Consider the following 19,221-nt stretch of genomic DNA (forward strand, 5'->3'; position numbering starts at 1 on the left):
CGCTGCCATCGACAAACCTCCGCCCATCAACCCCAGCCGTCGGAAATCAACCATCTCACCTGACCAGATGGAGCTCCACTATGCCTGAATTTCCCCGGACACCCCTGCGCACGCGGGGGCGAGGTGAAGCGGCGGCCGTCGCGTGGCGCGATGGCAGGCAGCCCGTGCCACCAGCGCGCCGCCTAACCTTCCTCCACCAGCGCGCGGATGCTGCGGGCGAGTCCGAGGATGCGCGGACCGCATTCGCGCTCGATCTGCTCGGCGCTGAAGCGGAAGGAGGGGACGCCGCAATTGACCGACAGGCATTCGCCGGTCGGCGTCCGATAGAGCGGGGCGGCGACGCCGAAGATCTCGCGCCGCCATTCGCCGAGCGAGACGGCAAAGCCGCGCTCGCGGCACAATTCGATGTCGGGCAAGGTGCGCTTCTGCACGTAATCGAATTCGTCGGGGCGCTCGGCCTTGACGCGCGCGACATAGGCGCCGAGTTCGTCCTCGGTGAACAGCGACAGCAGTGCGTGCCCGACCGCGGTCGGCGCCAGCGTGCTGACAAAGCCGACGTCGGGCACGTGCGGCGCGGTATCCATCGTGCGCAACGTCTCGACATAGATGAAGTCGATCCCGAACGGCATCGCGATCGACACCGTGCCGCCGGCATAGGTCGCGAAGTCGCGCATCAGCGGACGTGCCAGCTGGCGCACCTTCAGCGCGGACAACACAGGATAGGCGGCGGCGAGCGCGCCCAGCCCGAGCACGAAGCGGCCCTTGGTGTCGCGCCTGAGATAGCCGAGCTGCTCGAGCGTGTAGGTCAGCCGCGACACCGTCGGCCGCGACAGGCCGGTATGCAACGCGAGTTCGGCGTTCGACAGCGAGCCGGGATGACGGCGAAACGCCGCCAGTACATCGAGCCCATGCGCCAGGGTGGTCGCAAAGGACGGGTCCGCCTGAGTCTCGGCAGGGGAAGATGCTATCATACGGAATATTGGTCGCAGATGGCCTGATTTGTCAATATATCGGAATAAATTTGCAAATCGTGTCGATATCGGTTTATCTGCCGGGAATAAGGACAAGGAACCGCTGGAGCGAGGCGACTCCCGATGACGATGACCGAGCAAGCCCGAGACGCAAAGCCCGCCGCGATCGACAAGGAGAGGCTGCGCCTGAAGTATCAGGAGGAGCGCAACAAGCGGCTGCGTCCCGACGGCAATGACCAGTATCTCCAGATCAAGGGCCAGCTCGCGCATTATCTCGACGATCCCTACACGCCGGTCGTTGAGCGCGCGCCGAAGACCGATCACGTCACCTTCGCCTTTATCGGCGGCGGCTTCGCCGGGCTCGCCACCGCGGCGCGGCTGACCGAGGCCGGGATCAAGGACGTCCGCATTGTCGAGAAGGGCGGCGATTTCGGCGGCACCTGGTACTGGAACCGATATCCCGGCGCGCAATGCGATACGGCGTCGATGGTCTACATGCCGCTGCTGGAAGAGACCGGCCACATGCCGTCCGAGAAATACGCGCATGCGCCCGAGATCCTCGCGCATTGCCAGCGGATCGGCCGGCAATTCAGTCTCTACGACAACGCGCTGTTCCACACCGAGGTCACGAGCCTCGATTGGGACGCCGCGCAATCGCGCTGGATCATCCGCACCACGCGGGGCGACGCGTTTACCGCGCAATATGTCGGCATCGGCACAGGCCCGCTGCACGTGCCGAAACTGCCCGGCATACCCGGCATCGAGCGCTTCAAGGGCCACTCGTTCCACACCAGCCGCTGGGATTACGACTACACCGGCGGTGACCCCAAGGGCGCGCTGATGGAGAAGCTGGCCGACAAGCGCGTCGGCATCATCGGCACCGGCGCGACCTCGGTGCAATGCATTCCGCACCTCGCGCGCGCCTGCAAGGAGCTCTACGTATTCCAGCGTACGCCATCGTCGGTCGATGTGCGCGGCAACGAGCCGATCGATCCCGACTGGTTTGCCGAGATCGCGACGCCGGGCTGGCAACAGCGCTGGCTGGAGAATTTCACCGCCAACCAGGCCGGCGGATCGGCCGAGGAGGATCTGGTGCAGGACGGCTGGACCGACCTGTCGAAGCGGATCCGCGCCAAGATCATGCTGCTGCCGCGCGAGCAGCGAAGCGTGGAGAACATGCGGGCCGCGTTCGAGGATTCTGACTTCGAGAAGATGGAGGAAATCCGCAACCGGGTCGACACCATCGTCCGCGATGCCGACACTGCCAGGAATCTCAAGGCCTGGTACGGCCAGCTCTGCAAGCGGCCATGCTTCCACGACGCCTATCTGCAGGCGTTCAATACGCCGGGCACCCATCTGGTCGATACCGACGGCAAGGGCGTCAAGGAGATCATCGAGAACGGAATCGTCGTTGCGGGCAAGGAGTATCAGCTCGACTGCATCATCTATGCGTCCGGCTTTGAGGTCGGTACCGAGTACAAGCGGCGCGCGGGCTTCGATCTGACCGGCCGCGACGGCATCAAGCTATCGGAGCACTGGGCCGAGGGCATGCGTACCAAGCACGGCATCCACGTGCACGGCTTCCCCAACGTGTTCTTCGTGCAGCCGACCCAGGGCGCCAATCTGATCTCCAACGTGCCACACAATCTGACCGAAGCGGCGCGCACCATCGCGCTGATGGTCGGCCACGCGCAGGACAACGGCTTCATGGAAATCGAGGTCAGCAAGGAAGCCGAGGATCGCTGGGTCGAACTGCTGCTGACTGGCGTCGGCCGGATGATCGGCGGGCCGGATTGCACGCCCGGTTACTACAACAATGAGGGCCGTGAGCCCGGTCCCGCGGCCAAGCTCAGTGTCGGCCATCCCTCGGGCGCGCTGGCCTACTTCAAATATATCGACGGCTGGCGCCGTAGCGGCCAGTTCGAGGGCGTGCAATTCCGCTGAGGGAAGCGCGATCGGAACCGATTTCCGCCAATCGAGGGAGTGCTTGAGTATGGCCCAGACAACCGCAAGCGAAACGTCGCACGAAAGTCCGAAGGCGGCATCCGCGCCGGTCATCGCGCAGCGCGCGGCGACGCTGAAGGCGCTGCCGTTCGCCGACACTAGGGACTTCGACGACGCCGCGCGCGGCTTTCTCGGCACCATCGAGAACGCACGCGTCACCTCGGCCCAGGGCAGGGTGGTCTGGAGTCTCGAGCCCTACGGATTCCTGTCCGAGGAGAAAGCGCCCGCGACCGTCGATCCGAGCCTGTGGCGGCAGTCGCGGCTCAACATGCATCACGGCCTGTTCGAGGTGGTGCCGGGTGTCTACCAGGTGCGTGGCCTCGACATCGCCAACATGACCCTGATCGAGGGTGACACGGGCGTCATCGTGGTCGACACGCTGACCTCGATCGAGGGCGCGCGCGCCGCGATGGAATTGTACTTCCGGCACCGCGGCAAGCGGCCGGTCGCCGCCGTCATCTTCACCCACACCCACACCGACCATTGGGGCGGCGCCCGCGGTGTGCTCGACGACGCTATGTTGGCGGCGGGCGTGCCGATCATCGCGCCGAACCTCTTCATGGAGCATGCGGTCTCCGAGAACATCATCGCGGGGCCGGCGATGCTGCGCCGTGCGCAATACCAGTTCGGGCCGTTCCTCGCCAAGGGCGTGCGCGGCCATGTCGACTGCGGCCTCGGCAAGACTATGGCGGCGGGCGGCGTGGCGCTGCTGCGGCCGACCGATTTGATCATCGCGACCGGCGACAAGCGCGTGATCGACGGCGTCGAGTTCGAATTCCAGATGGCGCCGAACAGCGAGGCGCCGGCGGAGATGCATTTCTTTATCCCGCGCTACAAGCTCCTGAATCTTGCGGAGAACTGCACGCACAATTTCCACAATCTGCTGCCGTTCCGCGGCGCGGATGTGCGCGATGCGCTGGCCTGGTCGAAATATCTCGGCGAGGCGTTGCAGATGTGGGGCGGCAAGGCGGAAGCGATGTGCGGCCAGCACCACTGGCCGGTGTGGGGGCAGGCGCGGATCGACAGCATGATCCGCGAGCAGCGCGACCTCTACAAATACGCTCACGACCAGACCATCCGTCTGATGAACCATGGGCTCAATGCAGCCGAGATCGCCGAGACGATCCGCCTGCCGCAGAGCCTGGAGGGCGCCTGGCACGGCCGCGGCTATTACGGCCACATCAGGCACAATGTGAAGGCGATCTACCAGAAATATCTCGGCTGGTACGATGCCAATCCGGTCAACCTCGATCCGCTGCCGCCGGTCGAGGCCGGCAAGAAATATGTGGAGTATATGGGCGGCGCCGACGCGATCCTGAAACGCGCCGCGGCGGATTTTGCCAAGGGCGAATTCCGTTTCGTGGCGCAGGCCGTCAGCCATCTCGTGTTCGCCGAGCCTGATAATCAGGCCGCGCGCTCGCTCCTCGCCGACACGTTCGAGCAGCTCGGCTATGCCGCGGAAAGCTCGACCTGGCGCAACGCCTATCTGTTCGGTGCGCAGGAGCTGCGGCAGGGCATGCCGAAGACGCCGCCGCGCTCGCCGATGCCGCGCGAGACGCTGGCTGCGCTGCGCACCGAGCAGCTTTGGGACGTGCTCGGCATCCGCCTCAACGGCCCCAAGGCCGAAGGCAAGCGCATCGTGCTGAACTGGAGCTTTACCGATACCGGCGAGACCTTCGTGCTCAATCTCGAGAATTCAGCCCTGACCTACGTTAGGGGTGCGCAGGCGGCCGATGCGCAGGCGAGCTTCACGCTGGCGCGCAGCGTGCTGGACGAGGTCATCGCCAAGCTGACCACTTTCCCGGACGCCGTCGATGCCGGCAGGATCAAGACATCCGGCGAGCTGCAGCGGCTCGATGAATTGATGGCGCTGATGGACGAATTCCCGCGGATGTTCGAGATCGTCGAGCCGAAGCGGACGGCGGTGACGTGACGAAGTCATTCCGGGGCGATGCGAAGCATCGAACCCGGAATCTCGAGATTCCGGGTCTGGTCCTTCGGACCATCCCGGAATGACGTGGCACTTAACTTACGCACTGAGTTGGCAAGTATCTCAAATCCCGAGATACGCCGCCTGCACCTGCTTGTTGCCCGCGAGCTCGGCGCTGCTGCCTTGCATGATCACATTGCCGCTTTCCAGCACGTAGGCCCGCTGCACCAGCGACAGCGCGCGGCTGACATTCTGCTCGACCAGCAGGATCGCGGTGCCCATCTTGTGGATCTCGCCGATCTTCTCGAAGGTGACGTCGGTCATCACAGGCGCGAGGCCCAGCGAGGGCTCGTCCAGCATCAACAGGCGCGGCTTCAGCATCAGGCCGCGGCCGACCGCGAGCATCTGCTGCTCGCCGCCGCTCATGGTGCCGGCGAACTGTCTCCTGCGGTCGGCGAGCCGCGGGAAGATACTGTAAACGAGCTCCATCGTGCGCGCGCGATCCGCCTTGGCCTTCGGCGTGTAGGCGCCGATCTCGAGATTCTCCTGCACCGTCATTTCCGGGAACACCTGGCGGCCTTCCGGCACATGCGCGATGCCGAGCTCGGGGATCCGGTAGGGCGGCAGCGTGGCGAGGTCGACGCCGTCGAACGTGACCTTGCCGCCGAACAGCTTGACGAGGCCGGAGACGGCGCGCAGCGTCGTGCTCTTGCCGGCACCGTTGGCACCTAACAGGCCGACGGCTTCGCCCTCGCCAATGGAGATGCTGACATCGGTGATGGCAGGGACCGAGCCGTAGCTGGCGCTGACGCGCGAGAGCTCAAGCATGGGCGTCTCCCTGCGCCGGCGGATGCACATAGGAGCCGAGATAGGCGCGGATCACTTCCGGATTCTCCACGATCTCCTTCGGCGCGCCCTCGGCGATCTTCTGGCCGTGGTCGAGCACCACGATGTGGCGAGCCACCGCCATGATCGCGCGCATCACATGCTCGACGATCACGATGGTGAGGCCGCTGGCGGAGAGCTTCTTCACCAGCGCCACCGCCTGGTCGATCTCGGCCGGGTTGAGTCCGGCCATCACCTCGTCGAGCAGCAGGATCTTTGGCTGCGTTGCCAGCGCGCGGGCCATTTCCAGCCGGCGCTGGTCGATGGTGGTGAGGTCCTTGGCCGGGGTCTGCTCTTTGACGGAGAGGCCGACGAACTCGATCGCCTCGAGCGCCTTGTTGCGCGCGGCCGCGATATGCCGGTCGCGCAGGAACGCGCCGGTCATCACATTGGCGAGCACGGTCATCGCGCCGAACGGCTTTGCCACCTGGAAGGTGCGGGCAAGGCCCAGCGAGCAGACATCATGCGGCTTGAGCCCCACGATCTCGTGACCGAAGGCGAGCACCGAGCCGGAATCCGGCCGATGAAATCCCGTGATCAAATGAAAGCTCGTGGTCTTGCCGGCGCCGTTCGGCCCGATGAGCGCGACCGTCTCGTTCTCCTGCACCGTGAAGCTGACGTCCTGCACGGCGCGCAGGCCGCCAAAGCGCTTGCTGAGACCCTTGATGACGAGTGCTTCTGCCATCGCGACGACCTCAGGCGCGCGCCGGCTTGCGCCGGGCGGTGCGGTGATAGATGTCGGTCGCGAACCCGATCAGTCCGGTCGGCCGCCACAGGATGACAGCCATCAGGATCAGGCTGTAGACCGTGAGCTGGATGCCGCCGACCGAGCTGCCGAGCCAGCTTTGCAGCAGCGCCGACGTGGTCTCCAGCAGCACGGTGCCGATCACCGGTCCCCACAGCGTGCCGATGCCGCCGACGATCGACACCAGCGCCGCCTCGATCGAGACGTTGAAGCTGAACGCGGTCGCGGGATCGATGAAGTAGATGTATTGCGTGTAGAAGGTGCCGGCGAGCGCGGTCAGGAACGCGCTGATCATGTAGATGTCGCGCTTGACCTTCGGCGCGTTGACACCGACCGCCTCGGCGGCGTCCTCATCCTCGCCGATCGCGACGAGATAGTAGCCGATCCAGGATTTCTCGATTCTGTGGGTGATCCACAGCCCGACCACGAGCAGGCCGAGCACGACGTAATAGTACGACGACTTTTCCTCGAACTGCATCATCAACGGCGCACTGCCGAGGTTCGGGATCGTGGTGCCTTCGGCGCCCCAGGCGAAGTCGCGGAACTTGAGGAAGATCAGCATCAGCACCTGGGCGGTCGCGATGGTGGCGATGGTGAAATAGGGACCGCGCAGGCGGAAGCAGAGCCAGCCGATCGGCAGGCTTGCGAGCATCGCGACCACGCCGCCCGCGATCATCCCGATCCAGGGCGAGATGCCGTAGTTCACCTGCATGATGGTGGAGGTGTAGGCGCCGAGCCCGAAATAGGCGGCGTGGCCGAGCGACAGCTGCTTGGCGTAGCCGCCCATCAGGTTCCAGGCGACGCCGATGAAGGAGAACAGCAGGATGCGGATGAAGATGTCGATCGCGAACGATGAGGTGACGAACTGGGGCAAGGCGAGCATGACGACCGCCCCGATCGCGAGCCACAGCCATTTGAAGTTGCTGGACGTCTGCATCACCGGCCCCTCCTGGCGCCGAGCCCGCTCGGCCTGAACGCGAGCGTCAGCAGCAGCAGCGCGAACACCACGATCAAGCCGGAATCGGCGCCGACGAACTGGATGCCGAGCGATTCCGCGACGCCCATCATCAGGCTTGCGATCAGCGCGCCCATCACATTGCCGAGCGTGCCCATCACGACCGCGACGAACGCCATCAGCACGAACACCTGGCCGACGAATGGATAGGCTGAATAGAACGGCATCAGCAGCGAGCCGGCGGCGCCCGCGAGCGCCAGCGCGGTGCCGAACGCGACCGCGAACACGCGGTTCGGATTGATCCCCATCAGCATCGCGACGTCGCGGTTCTGCGATGCGGCGCGCATCGCGCGGCCGAGATCGGTGGTGTGCAGGAATACCCACAGCAGCCCGCTCAGCGCCATCGCGACCGCGAAGGCGATCAGTTTCGCCACCGGGATGTACAGCCCGCCGATATGCCACGCCGCATCCGAATAGGACGTGTGGACTGTGCGGTAATTGGCGCTGAACAACATCAGCGAGAGATTGAGCAGCAACAGCGACAGCGCGAAGGTCAGGAAGATCTGCGGCATGTCGTTCGGCCCCAGCACCCTGCGGATCAGGAAATGCTGGATCAGGACGCCGGCGAGGAACAGCACCGGCATCGAGACCACGAGCGAGACCAGTGGATCGATGCCGAACTGGGTGGCGAGGAAGAACGAGATATACATCCCGATCATCACGAACTCGCCCTGGGCGAAGTTGACGATCTTGACCACGCCGAAGATCAGCGTGACGCCGATGCTGACAAGCGCGTAGATGCCGCCGATGAGCAGGCCGTTGATCACGGCCTGGGCCAGTGTCTCCCACATGCGATGCGACCGCGGTTCAGGTCTTCATCAGCGGGGCGCGGGCGTCTTCCTTCGGGAAGACGCTGACGAGATCGGTGTTTTGCCACTGCACGCCGACCGGGCGGCCGTAGACGTTCTTGCCGTCCGGCCCGAACTTCACCTTGCCGCCCGGCGCCATCGCAGCAAAGCCCGAGGAAACATCGAGCGTCGAGAGCGCCTCGCGCACCTTCTTGGGATCGGCGGAGGCGGCGCGCTCCAGCGCGTCGGCCAGCATGAAGGTCTGCGCGACCAGGCCGCCGGCATATTCGAACGCGAACTCGCCGGTGCGCTTCTTGAATTCGGCATTCACCTTCTGCGCGTCGTCGCTGACGTCGTGGTTCCAGTGCGCAACGCCCTGCAGGCCCTCGGCGGCATTGCCGACATTCTTGTAGAAGTCCGGCATCACGAAGCCGCCGGAGCCGCCGTTGATCGCGATGTTGAGCCCGACCTGCTTCACGGTGCGCACGATCAGGATGAGGTCGTTGAGATAGGACAGTGAGAACAGCGTGTTGGCGCCGGAGGCCTTGACCTTGTTGATCAGCGGGCTCGCATCGGTGAAGCCGGCCGAGTAGGGCTCGAACATCACGATCTCGACGCCTTCGCCCGGCGCCAGCTCCTTCAGCCCGTTCGAGGTCGAGGTGCCGAACGCGGTGTTCTCGAAAATGACGGCGACCTTGGCCTGCTCGCTGACCAGCTTGGCCATCTGCAGCTGCGCCTTGGCAAACTGCGAAGCGCGCGCGAACGGCGTGAAGGTGTAGGTGCGTCCCTTGTTGAGCTGATCGGAGCTCGATCCGGTGATGATCGGGACCTTCGCCCGTTCGCAGACTTCGCTCGCGATCAAGGTCAGCGCGCTGGCATAGCAGCCGTGGATCGCCGACAGCTTGTTGCCCGTGATCAGGCGGTCGGTCTCGGTGCGCGTCACCGTGGTGTCGCTCTGCACGTCCGAGACGATGAGGTTGAGCTTGGCGCCGCCGAGCGACTTGATGCCGCCGGCCTCGTTGACCATGTCGACCGCGAGCTTGGCCGCAGCCACGCAGCCGACGCCGATCTGCGCCATGCTGCCGGTGGTCGGATAGAGCGCGCCGATGTTGATCGGATCGGCCGCCCAGCCGCGCAGCGGAACGGCGCCGAACGCGCCTGCCGCCAGCACGCCGCCGGTCTTGGCGAGGAATTTGCGGCGGTTCAGCTTGTTTTGTGAGGCTCTGGTCGGTGCGGCATTATTAATGGCCGACGGCTTGCGGTCCCCTGTCATGGCGTTCCCCCTGCGCGATCACGGCACGGTTGCTCCGTCCGCTCGCTTATTATTTTTTGCTCAAGCGCGGCGCATAAGAGCACGTAATTCGGCATTCGCAAAGGCGATATCAGCCGAACTGATGGGGAAACCTGTCATCGCTGGTGCGTCGCAGCAATCGTGCGACGCGCGCATGCGGAGTGTTTTGCTGCGTGAGAGTTGCCGCCGCGCACGACGGTATTATTGACAATCGAACGACCCGACGGACCGGCACGGATGGTGCCGGCCGGCCCGCCGGATCATTCGATCGGCCGCTGCAACTGCTACTCTGCGCTGGCCACCAGCTTGAAGCGCGGCTCGGCTTCCATCAGGCCGCGGAAGGCGGCGAGATAGTCGAGCGCCATGCGCCGCGCGGTGAAGCGGGTCTCGAACTGCTTGCGGATCGCGTCGCGATTGAGCGTTCCTAGGCGGCCGACGGAGGAGATTGCACTGATCTCGTCCTCGACGATGAAGCCGGTCAGGCCATCCTCGATGATCTCCGGCACCGAGCCGCGGTTATAGGCGATGACGGGCGTGCCGCAGGCCATCGCTTCGATCATCACGAGGCCGAACGGCTCCGGCCAGTCGATCGGAACCAGGAGCCCGATCGCGCCGCTGAGAAAATCCGGCTTCTCGCGGTCGCTGATTTCGCCGATGAACTCGACCAACGGGTTGCTGGTGATCAGCGGCTTGATCAACTCATCGTAATATTCCTGGTCGGCACGATCGACCTTGGCCGCGATCCTCAGCGGAATGCCGCAGCGGGTTGCGATCTTGATCGCGCGATCGACGCCTTTCTCCGGCGCGATGCGCCCGAGTACCGCGAGATAGGACGGCTTCGCCGGTTGCGGCGTCAGCAGATTCTCCGGTAGGCCGTGATGGATGGTGCGCACCCAATGCGCCTGCGGCACCGGCCGCCGCTGCGCGTTGGAGATCGAGATCACCGGAATCTTCGAGAAGGTGTTGAAGACCGGCTGATGCTCCGGCAGGTCGAGCCGTCCGTGCAAGGTGGTGACGAACGGCGTCGGCTGCCGCGCGAACAGCGACCACGGATAATAGTCGAGATGGCAGTGCAGGAAGTCGAACTCCTCGTCGTCGGCCTTCTGCCGCACGCGTTCCAGCATCACCATGTGGAGCGCATTGGGATCGCGGACCGAGCCGTCGAGCCGCAGTGCCTTCGGCCAGGTCGCATCGAGCTTCGCGGAGGTTTGAGAATCGCCACTGGCGAACAACGTCACGTCATGTCCAAGTGTTACAAGTTCTTCGGTCAGCCAGTGCACGACCCGTTCGGTGCCGCCGTAGAGCTTGGGGGGAACAGCCTCCGTCAGCGGGGCAACCTGCGCGATGCGCATCTCTCCGTCTCCTGTTTGTAATGTGGAATGAACTACCCTCAGCCCTCAGATGGCACCGACATGCCAAAGACGGGAACGTTTTCGCACGTGCGAGGTTCCTTAGATGTGGGAGATCTGCCGCTTCTTTCTTCCATCACACTGTGGTCTTGCTGATGCCATCACGCTCCAACACGGTTTTGCCTATGCCAGCGTTGCAAAATTGTTGCGCAGTGATGGCTGCATCAAGGAATCCCACCGCCGCCCTTCACGTCATCGTGCGCGAGAGCTTCGACTAGAATTTTCTCGTTCACCTTCAACAGCTTTGCAGGACGTCATGGACCATCTGTCAGGATACGCGCATCGTCCGTTTCCCTTTGTGTTGCGCTATCTGCGCCGGCGTCTGCCGTCGCATGTTGTGATTTTGTCAGCCGTTGTTGCGGCGGTTGCCTGCTCGGTAGGCACGCAATACGGCGTGAAGAATCTGGTCGATGCGCTGTCGGCAGGGCCGTCGGCCGCGAACGGCGTATGGCTGGCATTCGCTCTGCTCATGTCACTGATTGCAGCCGACAACTTCCTGTGGCGGATCGCGAGCTGGACCGCGAGCTACACCTTTGTCAGCGTCACCGGCGATCTTCGCCGCGACATGTTCCGCCATCTCACCGGCCACGCGCCGAGCTATTTCACGGACCGGCTGCCGGGCATGCTGACCAGCCGGATCACGGCGACCTCGAACGCGGTGTTCACCGTCGAGAATATGTTCGTATGGAACGTGTTGCCGCCCTGCATCGCGACCTTCGCGGCGATCGCCCTGGTTGGAACAGTCAGCGTGACAATGTCAGCAGTGCTGATCCTGATCGCCGGAACCATGGTGGTGGCCATGTTCCGCATCGCCGCCGCCGGCCGGCCGCTGCATGACGATTTCGCCAACAGGGCGGCCGCCGTGGACGGCGAAATGGTCGACGTCATCAACAACCTGCCGCTGGTACGCGCGTTCTGCGGCCTCGGCTATGAGCACGAACGCTTCGATGCGACCGTCAATCGGGAACTCGTCGCGCGCGGCCGTTCCCTGCGCTACCTTGAGAAGCTTCGTCTCATTCACGCCGGCGTGACCGTCATCCTGACCATCGCGATGCTGGCCTGGGCGCTCAGTCTCTGGCAGCAGGGCGCGGCGACCACCGGCGATGTCGTGCTGGTCTGCACGCTCGGCATCTCGATCCTCAGCGCCACCCGCGATCTCGCGGTCGCGCTGGTCGACGTCACCCAGCATGTCGCGCGGCTGACTGAGGCGCTGGCGACGCTGCTGCAGCCGCACGAGCTGAAGGACCATCCGGAGGCCGAGGCGCTGGTGAAGAGCGGCGCGGCAATCGCCTTCAACAATGTCTCGTTCCGCTATCCCGGCGGCCTGCAGGTGTTCGAGCGCTTCAGCCTGCGCATCCAGCCCGGCCAGCGGGTCGGCCTGGTCGGCCACTCCGGCGGAGGCAAGTCAACACTGTTTACCCTTCTGCAGCGCTTCTACGACGTCGAGCAGGGCAACATCACCGTCGACGGCCAGGACATCTCGCGCGTCACGCAGCAAAGCCTGCGCGCCGCAATCTCGGTGGTGCCGCAGGATATCTCGCTGTTCCACCGTTCGATCCTGGAGAACATCCGCTACGGCCGGCCGGACGCCACCGACGACGAGGTGCTGCGGGCGGCGATCGCGGCGCGCTGCGACTTCATCGAAACTTTGCCCGAGGGCATGAACACCATCGTCGGCGATCGCGGCGTCAAGGTCTCCGGCGGCCAGCGCCAGCGCATCGCGATCGCGCGCGCCTTCCTGAAGGATGCGCCGATCCTGCTGCTCGACGAGGCCACCGCGGCGCTCGATGCCGATTCCGAGGAGGCGATCCGCGAGGCGTTGTCGCGGCTGATGCGCGGGCGTACCGTGGTCGCGATCGCGCACCGCCTCGCGACGCTGCGCAGCTTCGACCGCGTGCTTGTGCTGCAGGGCGGCCGGATCGTCGAGGACGGTCCGCCCGATATCCTCGTGAAGGGAAGGGGCCCCTACCGCGACCTGGTCGCGCGTGAAATGGGCCGCCTTTCCACCAGCGCGGCCTGACCCCGCGTCGTCAAGTGCGTTTGTGCGTTCCGGTGCGTTCGTTCGAACCAGGATACGGGCCAAGCAAAGTCGCCAGAGGTTCAGATGGCAGCTGACGTCGTTACGCAGATCATCACCGCTCGCATCACGGAGCACGTCGCCGAATCGCCGTTCTACATTCCGATGACCGGGCCCGCGGCGCGGCCGCGGCGCTCGCTCAAGCATGACGACACCTTCATCGTGCTCGACAGCCATGGCGACATCGGCGCCTCGGCCGGCGGGCCGGACGGCCTGTTCAACGCCGACACCCGCTACCTGGCGCGGCTGGAAATGGTGCTGGAGGACGTGCAGCCGCTCCTGCTCGGCTCCAACATGCGCGACGACAATTCGGCGCTGACGGTCGACCTTACCAATTCCGACGTCTATCGCGACGACCGCCTCACGCTGCCGAAGGACACGCTGCATATCGTGCGCTCGATCTTTCTGTGGCGCGGCACGGCCTATCAGCGCATCGGCCTGCAGAATCACGGCGATCATGCCGCGAGCTTCGATCTCACGCTGCTGTTCGACAATGACTTTGCCGATCTGTTCGAGGTGCGCGGCGAGCGCCGGGCGCGGCGGGGCATCGGTTCGAGCAAGCTGCTCGGCCCGACCGACGTGGTGCTGGAATATTGCGGCCTCGACGAGCAGACGCGAATCACCGCGCTGCATTTCGATCCGCGGCCGACGCGGCTGTCGGTCAACGCGGCGACCTATCATTTCGATCTCGAGCCCGGGCAGGTCACGTCGCTGTTCGTCGCGGTCTCCTGCAACAAGCCGATCATGCAGAAGCCGGTGCCGTTCTTCCGCGGGCTGCTGGCGCACCGCCGCGAGATGCGGACCTCGTCGGCCGGCGCAGCCAGCATCGAAACCTCGAACAACATCTTCAACGAGGTGCTGTGCCAGGCGATGGCCGACCTCAACATGCTGATGACGGAGACGCCGCAGGGCCGTTACCCCTATGCCGGCATTCCCTGGTATTCGACGACGTTTGGCCGAGACGGACTGATCACCGCGTTGCAGATGCTGTGGGTCGATCCACGGATCGCCAAGGGCGTGCTGAAGCGGCTCGCGCTGTTCCAGGCCAAGGCGGTCGATCCGCTGGCCGATGCCGCGCCAGGCAAGATCCTGCACGAGATGCGCGGCGGCGAGATGGCCGCGCTTCGTGAGGTGCCGTTCGCGCATTATTATGGCAGCGTCGATTCGACTCCGCTGTTCGTGCTGCTCGCCGGGCTCTATCTGGAGCGCACCGGCGATTTGGAGACGCTGCGCGAGCTGTGGCCCGCGGTCGAGGCCGGCTTGCAATGGATCGACGGCCCGGGCGATCCCGACGGTGACGGCTTCGTCGAATATCAGCGCGCCACCGAGGAGGGGCTGCGCAATCAAGGCTGGAAGGATTCGTTCGACGCCATCTTCCACGCCGACGGAACGCTTGCCGAGGGCAATATCGCGCTCGCGGAAGTGCAGGGCTACGTATTTGCCGGCAAGCAGCTTGCCGCGCGCGCGGCGCGCAAGCTCGGCTTTGCCGACAAGGCTGCGAAGCTGGAAGCCGAGGTCGAGCGGCTGCGCGAGCGGTTCGAGGAAGCATTTTGGTGCGAGGAGCTCGGCACCTATGCGGTCGCGCTCGACGGCGCCAAGCAGCCGTGCAAGGTGCGCACGTCGAATGCCGGCCAGACATTGTTTTCCGGCATGGTGCGGGAAGACCGCGCGCGACGGGTCGCCGCCGACCTGATGAGCCAGAAGTTCTTTTCGGGCTGGGGCATCCGCACCGTCGCCGCGGGCGAAGTGCGCTACAACCCGATGTCCTATCACGACGGCTCGATCTGGCCGCATGACAATGCGCTGATCGCGCTCGGATTTGCCCGCTACGGCCTCAAGCATTCGGTCGCGCATCTGTTCAAGGGCCTGTTCGACGCCGCGAGCTATATGGAACTGCGGCGGCTGCCGGAATTGTTCTGCGGCTTCCGCCGCGAGCGCCGGCGCGGCCCGGTGCTCTATCCCGTGGCCTGTGCACCGCAGGCCTGGGCGAGCGCGACGCCGTTCACGCTGCTGGAGGCGGCGCTCGGCCTCGAGTTCGACACCGCGCGCGGCGAGATTCGCTTGCGCGATCCGCGGCTGCCGGAGTTCCTCAACGACGTGGTGCTGCGCGACCTCAGGCTCGGCGCTTCCAGTGTCGATCTGAGGCTGCGCCGCCATGACGACGAGGTGTCGCTCGAAGTGTTGCGAACGCGCGGCCAGATCCAGGTGTCTATCGTGCTGACGCATTGAGCGTCGTCGCGCGGCATGCGCGCGCCGGGAAATCGCGGGGAGAGTAACATGCGTCCGAGGATGATGATGATGCTGGTCGCAGCGGCGCTGCTGGCATGCGCGGGTGTCCGGGCCGCCGACGACGAAGCGCCGGCGCCTGCACCATCGCCGCCGGCAGCCCAGGCGCCGCCAGCAGCCTCTGCGATGCCGAAGGAGCAGGCGAAGGAGCCCTCAAAGGAATCGTCCAAGGAATCGTCCAAGGAACCGTCGCCGCCGCCGTCGGTGACCGTGATCGGCGCGCGCGATGCGCACGGCATTCTCGGGCGCGACGTTCGCAGTTCCGCCAATGAGAACATGGGCCGTATCGTCGACGTCATTGTCGACCGCGACGGCAAGGTCCGCGCCGCAGTGATCGATTTCGGCGGCTTCCTCGGCGTCGGCAGCCGCAAGATCGTGGTCGATTGGAACGCGCTGCGTTTCGCCGGTGTTTCCAGCAAGAGCGACAGCATCACGCTGGACCTCAACAAGCAGCAGGTGAGCGCTGCGCCCGAGTACAAGGAAGATACGCCGCTGATCGTGCTGGGCGCGGCGGGAAGCCTGCATCCATGGGATTACGAACATTAGGGGGGTAGAGCTGGTCGCGCGTCCGAACTCTTCTTTAGAGACGGTTGGCGACGATCGTGGCGAGCGATCAGCCGGCAGCACCAGCGTTGTGTCAATTGTCCCCGATCAGCCCACCCCGGAGGAACCGCGCGGGCCGTCGCGGGAAAGCCAGCGCGGGCTCGACTGGTTCATCTTCTTTCTGGCCGACGTGCAGACCGGCTTCGGCCCGTTCGTCGCGGTCTATCTGACGACGCAGAAATGGACCCAGGTCGAGATCGGCTTCGTGCTCTCGATCGGCGGCATCATCGGCCTATTGGGCCAGATGCCCGGCGGAGCGATCGTCGATGCGGCGCGCTCGGAGCGGGTCGTTGCGGGCTGCGCGGTGGCCGCGATCGGCGCCAGCGCGCTGGCCTATGCGCTCTGGCCGATCTTTCCCGTGGTGACGCTCGCCGCGACGCTGCACGCGCTAGCAAGCTGCGTGCTCGGTCCAGCGATCGCCGCGATCAGCCTCGGTCTGGTCGGGCCGCTTGCGATCGGCGAGCGGCTCGGCCGCAACGCGCGCTTTGCCTCGCTCGGCAGCGGCTCGGCCGCGGCACTGATGGGCGCCTGCGGTTATCTGCTGTCGAGCCGCTCGGTGTTCCTCGTCACCTTCATCCTGGCGATCCCGACGCTGTTGTCGCTGGCCCGGATCCGCGAGCGCGAGATCGACATCGCGCAGGCCCATGGCGAGGTGAAACGGGAAGTCCCCGACAAGCGCGCCACCAGCGTGTTCGCGCTGGTGCGGCAGCGGCCGCTCCTGATCTTTGCCGGCGCGATGATGCTGTTCCAGCTCGCCAATGCCGCGATGCTGCCCTTGATGGCGGGCGTGGTGACGACACGGTCGAGCCAATGGGCGCCGGTCCTGATCGCGGCCTGCATCATTGTGCCGCAGGCGATCGTCGCTTTGTCCTCGCCCTCGGTCGGCCGCATAGCCCAGATCCGGGGCCGGCGGCCGCTGCTCCTGATCGCATTCGTCGCGCTGGCGGTCCGCGGCCTTTTGTTTGCAACCGTGCGCGATCCCTACCTGCTGGTCATCGTGCAGATTTTCGACGGCATCACCGCGGCGATCTTCAGCGTGATGGTGCCGCTGATCGTGGCCGACATCGCCTTCGGCAGCGGCCATTTCAATCTGGCGCAGGGCATTGTCGGCACCGCGGTCGGCATTGGCGCGTCGCTCAGCACGGTGCTGGCCGGCTATGTCAGCGACAAGCTCGGCAGCAGCACGGCCTTCATGGGCCTCGCCGGGATCGCCGCATTCGGGCTGTTCGTGATCTGGCTGGTGATGCCGGAGACGCGGCGGACGGCATGATGGCAGGGCGCAACCGCGGCACCATTGGCCGCCACCGACCAGACTGGGATACGGCTACCGGTCGGTTTTGCTGCGCGGCACCCTTTCTCCTGCATGTGCCGTCATATATGAGTGAATACATAAGTGATTTGCTGCTGGAACGAGTCCGATGGTCCCCAGGAGCGAGTTCGCGCGTTGGACCGTGGCGGCGATTAATCAATCCAAAATCGCGGTCTGGTACGGGGTTGACGGAGCGCGGGCAGGCATTTCGACCGAGGAGCGGCATGGTACATCGAACGACGACGGCGCAAACCACCGGAGCGATGCGGCGTTGGGGCCAACCCGCCTTTGTGACTTTCGCAGCGATGGTCACACTTGCGTCACTGACCGGTGGCGTCGCGGCGAAAGAGCAGCGTCCCGCGGCAGCCGTCGAGGCGACCGCGCCGCGCACCGCTGGCGAGCCGATCATGGCGATCGTGTCGATCAAGGCCCAGAAGGTGACGCTCTACGACGCCGAGGGCTGGATCTACCGGGCGCCGGTCTCGAGCGGCGTCAAGGGACGCGAGACGCCGGCCGGCGTCTTTGCGCTGATCGAGAAGGACAAGGACCACCACTCGACCCTCTATGACGATGCCTGGATGCCCAACATGCAGCGCATCACCTGGAACGGCATCGCGCTGCATGGCGGGCCGCTGCCGGGATATGCGGCCTCGCACGGCTGCGTCCGGATGCCCTACGATTTTGCCGAGAAGCTGTTCGACAAGACCCGGATCGGGATGCGGGTGATCATCGCGCCGAACGACCCGGCCCCGGTCGATTTCACCCATCCGGCGCTGTTCGTGCCGAACGCGCAAGCCATTGCGGCAGCTCCGGCGCGCGCCGAGAAGCTCGGCCGCGAGGCCGCGGATGCCGCCAAGGCAGCCGACGAGGCGAAGAAGGCTTCGATAGCCGCGACCAAGGAGGCCGCACTGTTCACACCGGCGTCGCTGCGCAAATTGCAACAGATCAAGACCCGTGCCGATGCTGCGGTTGCGTTGGCCGACAAGACGCTCGCCGCGGCCAAGACCGACCAGGCCAAGGCGCGCGCCGAGGATCTGAAGCAGAAGGCGGTGGCCAAGGCCGCGGAAGCGACCACGCAGTTCGAGGCCGCCCAGGGCGACGCCAAGCCGAAGCTCGACGCCGCAGCCGCCGCCAAGGACGCCACCAAGGCGGCCGAGACCAGGAAAGCCGATACCCAGAAGGCGGCGACCGAGGCGAAGCTCGCGCTGGAGCCGGTGTCCGTCTACATCAGCCGCGCGACGCAGAAGCTTTACGTTCGGCGCAACACCCACAAGCCGTGGGCTGATGGCGGCGAAGTGTTCGACTCGAGCATCGAGGTTCCCGTAACCATCCGCGATCCGGACAAACCGATCGGCACGCACATCTACACGGCGATGGCACGCAACGACGCGGGCGGCCTGCGCTGGACCGAGGTGTCGATCGACGACGGCGACAGCGCCAGGAACGCGCTCGACCGCATCACCATCCCGCAGGATGTGCTGGATCGCATCGCGCCGACCGCCGTTGCGCGCTCTTCGATCATCATCTCGGACGAGCCATTGAGCGCCGAGACCAACTATCGCACCGAATTCGTCGCCGTTCTGAGCAACCAGCCTCAGGGCGGTTTCATCACGCGCAAGCCGACCCGGCCCATGATGACCGACGACATGGTTGCGAGCAGAGACGACGACGGTTTCGGCTTCTTCTATCAGCGCAGCTGGAATCCCCAATCGGGCACCCAATACGGTACTCCGTATGGCAGTCCCCAATACAGCAATCCCCAGTACGGTAATCCCCAGATTTACGGTAATCCGCAAGCGGCCAATCCGCGCCGGCGCGGCGGCCAGTACTTCTGGCAATCGCAACAGGACTGGTAGCGGGGCGTCGAGGACGCAGGCCGCAACGAGCGGCCGGGGCGTGAGATCAGCA

At 65.1% G+C, this 19,221-nt stretch carries 14 protein-coding genes; 7 read left to right on the forward strand and 7 right to left on the reverse strand.

The genetic code is table 11. From position 1 onward, the window contains the following. Window positions 1-182: 182 nt before the first annotated feature. Window positions 183-971, reverse strand: a complete 789-nt coding sequence (locus tag Q2M23_RS27765) for an IclR family transcriptional regulator (protein ID WP_076827055.1) — start codon at window positions 969-971, stop codon at window positions 183-185. A gap of 123 nt (window positions 972-1,094) precedes the next feature. Here Q2M23_RS27765 and Q2M23_RS27770 point away from each other — a divergent pair, with 123 nt between their 5' ends. Continuing rightward, window positions 1,095-2,915 (forward strand): NAD(P)/FAD-dependent oxidoreductase, encoded by a 1,821-nt coding sequence (locus tag Q2M23_RS27770; RefSeq protein WP_316397701.1) that lies wholly within the window; start codon window positions 1,095-1,097, stop codon window positions 2,913-2,915. Between the two features lie 49 nt (window positions 2,916-2,964). Further along, window positions 2,965-4,908, forward strand: coding sequence for an alkyl/aryl-sulfatase (locus tag Q2M23_RS27775; protein WP_316397702.1), 1,944 nt, complete (start codon window positions 2,965-2,967; stop codon window positions 4,906-4,908). 120 nt (window positions 4,909-5,028) lie between these two features. Here the strand turns inward: Q2M23_RS27775 and Q2M23_RS27780 are convergent, their stop codons facing one another. From Q2M23_RS27780 to Q2M23_RS27805, 6 genes are all read right to left on the reverse strand, one after another. After that, window positions 5,029-5,733: an ABC transporter ATP-binding protein gene (locus Q2M23_RS27780; RefSeq protein WP_206601509.1), complete on the reverse strand. Its 705-nt coding sequence runs from the start codon at window positions 5,731-5,733 to the stop codon at window positions 5,029-5,031. Further along, window positions 5,726-6,475 (reverse strand): ABC transporter ATP-binding protein, encoded by a 750-nt coding sequence (locus Q2M23_RS27785; RefSeq protein ID WP_316397703.1) that lies wholly within the window; start codon window positions 6,473-6,475, stop codon window positions 5,726-5,728. The genes Q2M23_RS27780 and Q2M23_RS27785 overlap by 8 nt, the downstream gene beginning before the upstream one ends. 10 nt (window positions 6,476-6,485) lie before the next feature. Then, window positions 6,486-7,472, reverse strand: a complete 987-nt coding sequence (locus Q2M23_RS27790) for a branched-chain amino acid ABC transporter permease (protein WP_316397704.1) — start codon at window positions 7,470-7,472, stop codon at window positions 6,486-6,488. Then, window positions 7,472-8,341, reverse strand: coding sequence for a branched-chain amino acid ABC transporter permease (locus Q2M23_RS27795; protein WP_028334343.1), 870 nt, complete (start codon window positions 8,339-8,341; stop codon window positions 7,472-7,474). Before Q2M23_RS27795 ends, Q2M23_RS27790 begins: the two co-directional genes overlap by 1 nt. A gap of 16 nt (window positions 8,342-8,357) precedes the next feature. Continuing rightward, window positions 8,358-9,611 carry an ABC transporter substrate-binding protein gene (locus Q2M23_RS27800; protein WP_057017536.1) on the reverse strand — a complete coding sequence of 418 codons (1,254 nt, stop codon included), beginning with the start codon at window positions 9,609-9,611 and terminating at the stop codon, window positions 8,358-8,360. A 302-nt stretch (window positions 9,612-9,913) separates the two neighbouring features. After that, window positions 9,914-10,981 (reverse strand): glycosyltransferase family 4 protein, encoded by a 1,068-nt coding sequence (locus Q2M23_RS27805; RefSeq protein WP_057017535.1) that lies wholly within the window; start codon window positions 10,979-10,981, stop codon window positions 9,914-9,916. 313 nt (window positions 10,982-11,294) lie between these two features. Between Q2M23_RS27805 and Q2M23_RS27810 the strand changes: the two genes are divergently transcribed. From Q2M23_RS27810 to Q2M23_RS27830, 5 genes are all read left to right on the forward strand, one after another. Further along, window positions 11,295-13,058: an ABC transporter ATP-binding protein gene (locus tag Q2M23_RS27810; RefSeq protein WP_076827043.1), complete on the forward strand. Its 1,764-nt coding sequence runs from the start codon at window positions 11,295-11,297 to the stop codon at window positions 13,056-13,058. 84 nt (window positions 13,059-13,142) lie between these two features. Then, entirely contained in the window at window positions 13,143-15,344 is a 2,202-nt protein-coding gene (locus Q2M23_RS27815) for an amylo-alpha-1,6-glucosidase (RefSeq protein WP_316397705.1), read from the forward strand. A 60-nt stretch (window positions 15,345-15,404) separates the two neighbouring features. Then, window positions 15,405-15,947, forward strand: coding sequence for a PRC-barrel domain-containing protein (locus Q2M23_RS27820; RefSeq protein WP_076827039.1), 543 nt, complete (start codon window positions 15,405-15,407; stop codon window positions 15,945-15,947). 88 nt (window positions 15,948-16,035) lie between these two features. After that, entirely contained in the window at window positions 16,036-17,274 is a 1,239-nt protein-coding gene (locus Q2M23_RS27825) for an MFS transporter (RefSeq protein ID WP_076827037.1), read from the forward strand. A 263-nt stretch (window positions 17,275-17,537) separates the two neighbouring features. Then, window positions 17,538-19,169, forward strand: coding sequence for a L,D-transpeptidase (locus tag Q2M23_RS27830; protein WP_316397706.1), 1,632 nt, complete (start codon window positions 17,538-17,540; stop codon window positions 19,167-19,169). The last annotated feature ends 52 nt before the right edge of the window (window positions 19,170-19,221 follow it).

The sequence above is a fragment of the Bradyrhizobium sp. 33ap4 genome, from assembly GCF_032654765.1.
Lineage (GTDB): Bacteria > Pseudomonadota > Alphaproteobacteria > Rhizobiales > Xanthobacteraceae > Bradyrhizobium > Bradyrhizobium australafricanum.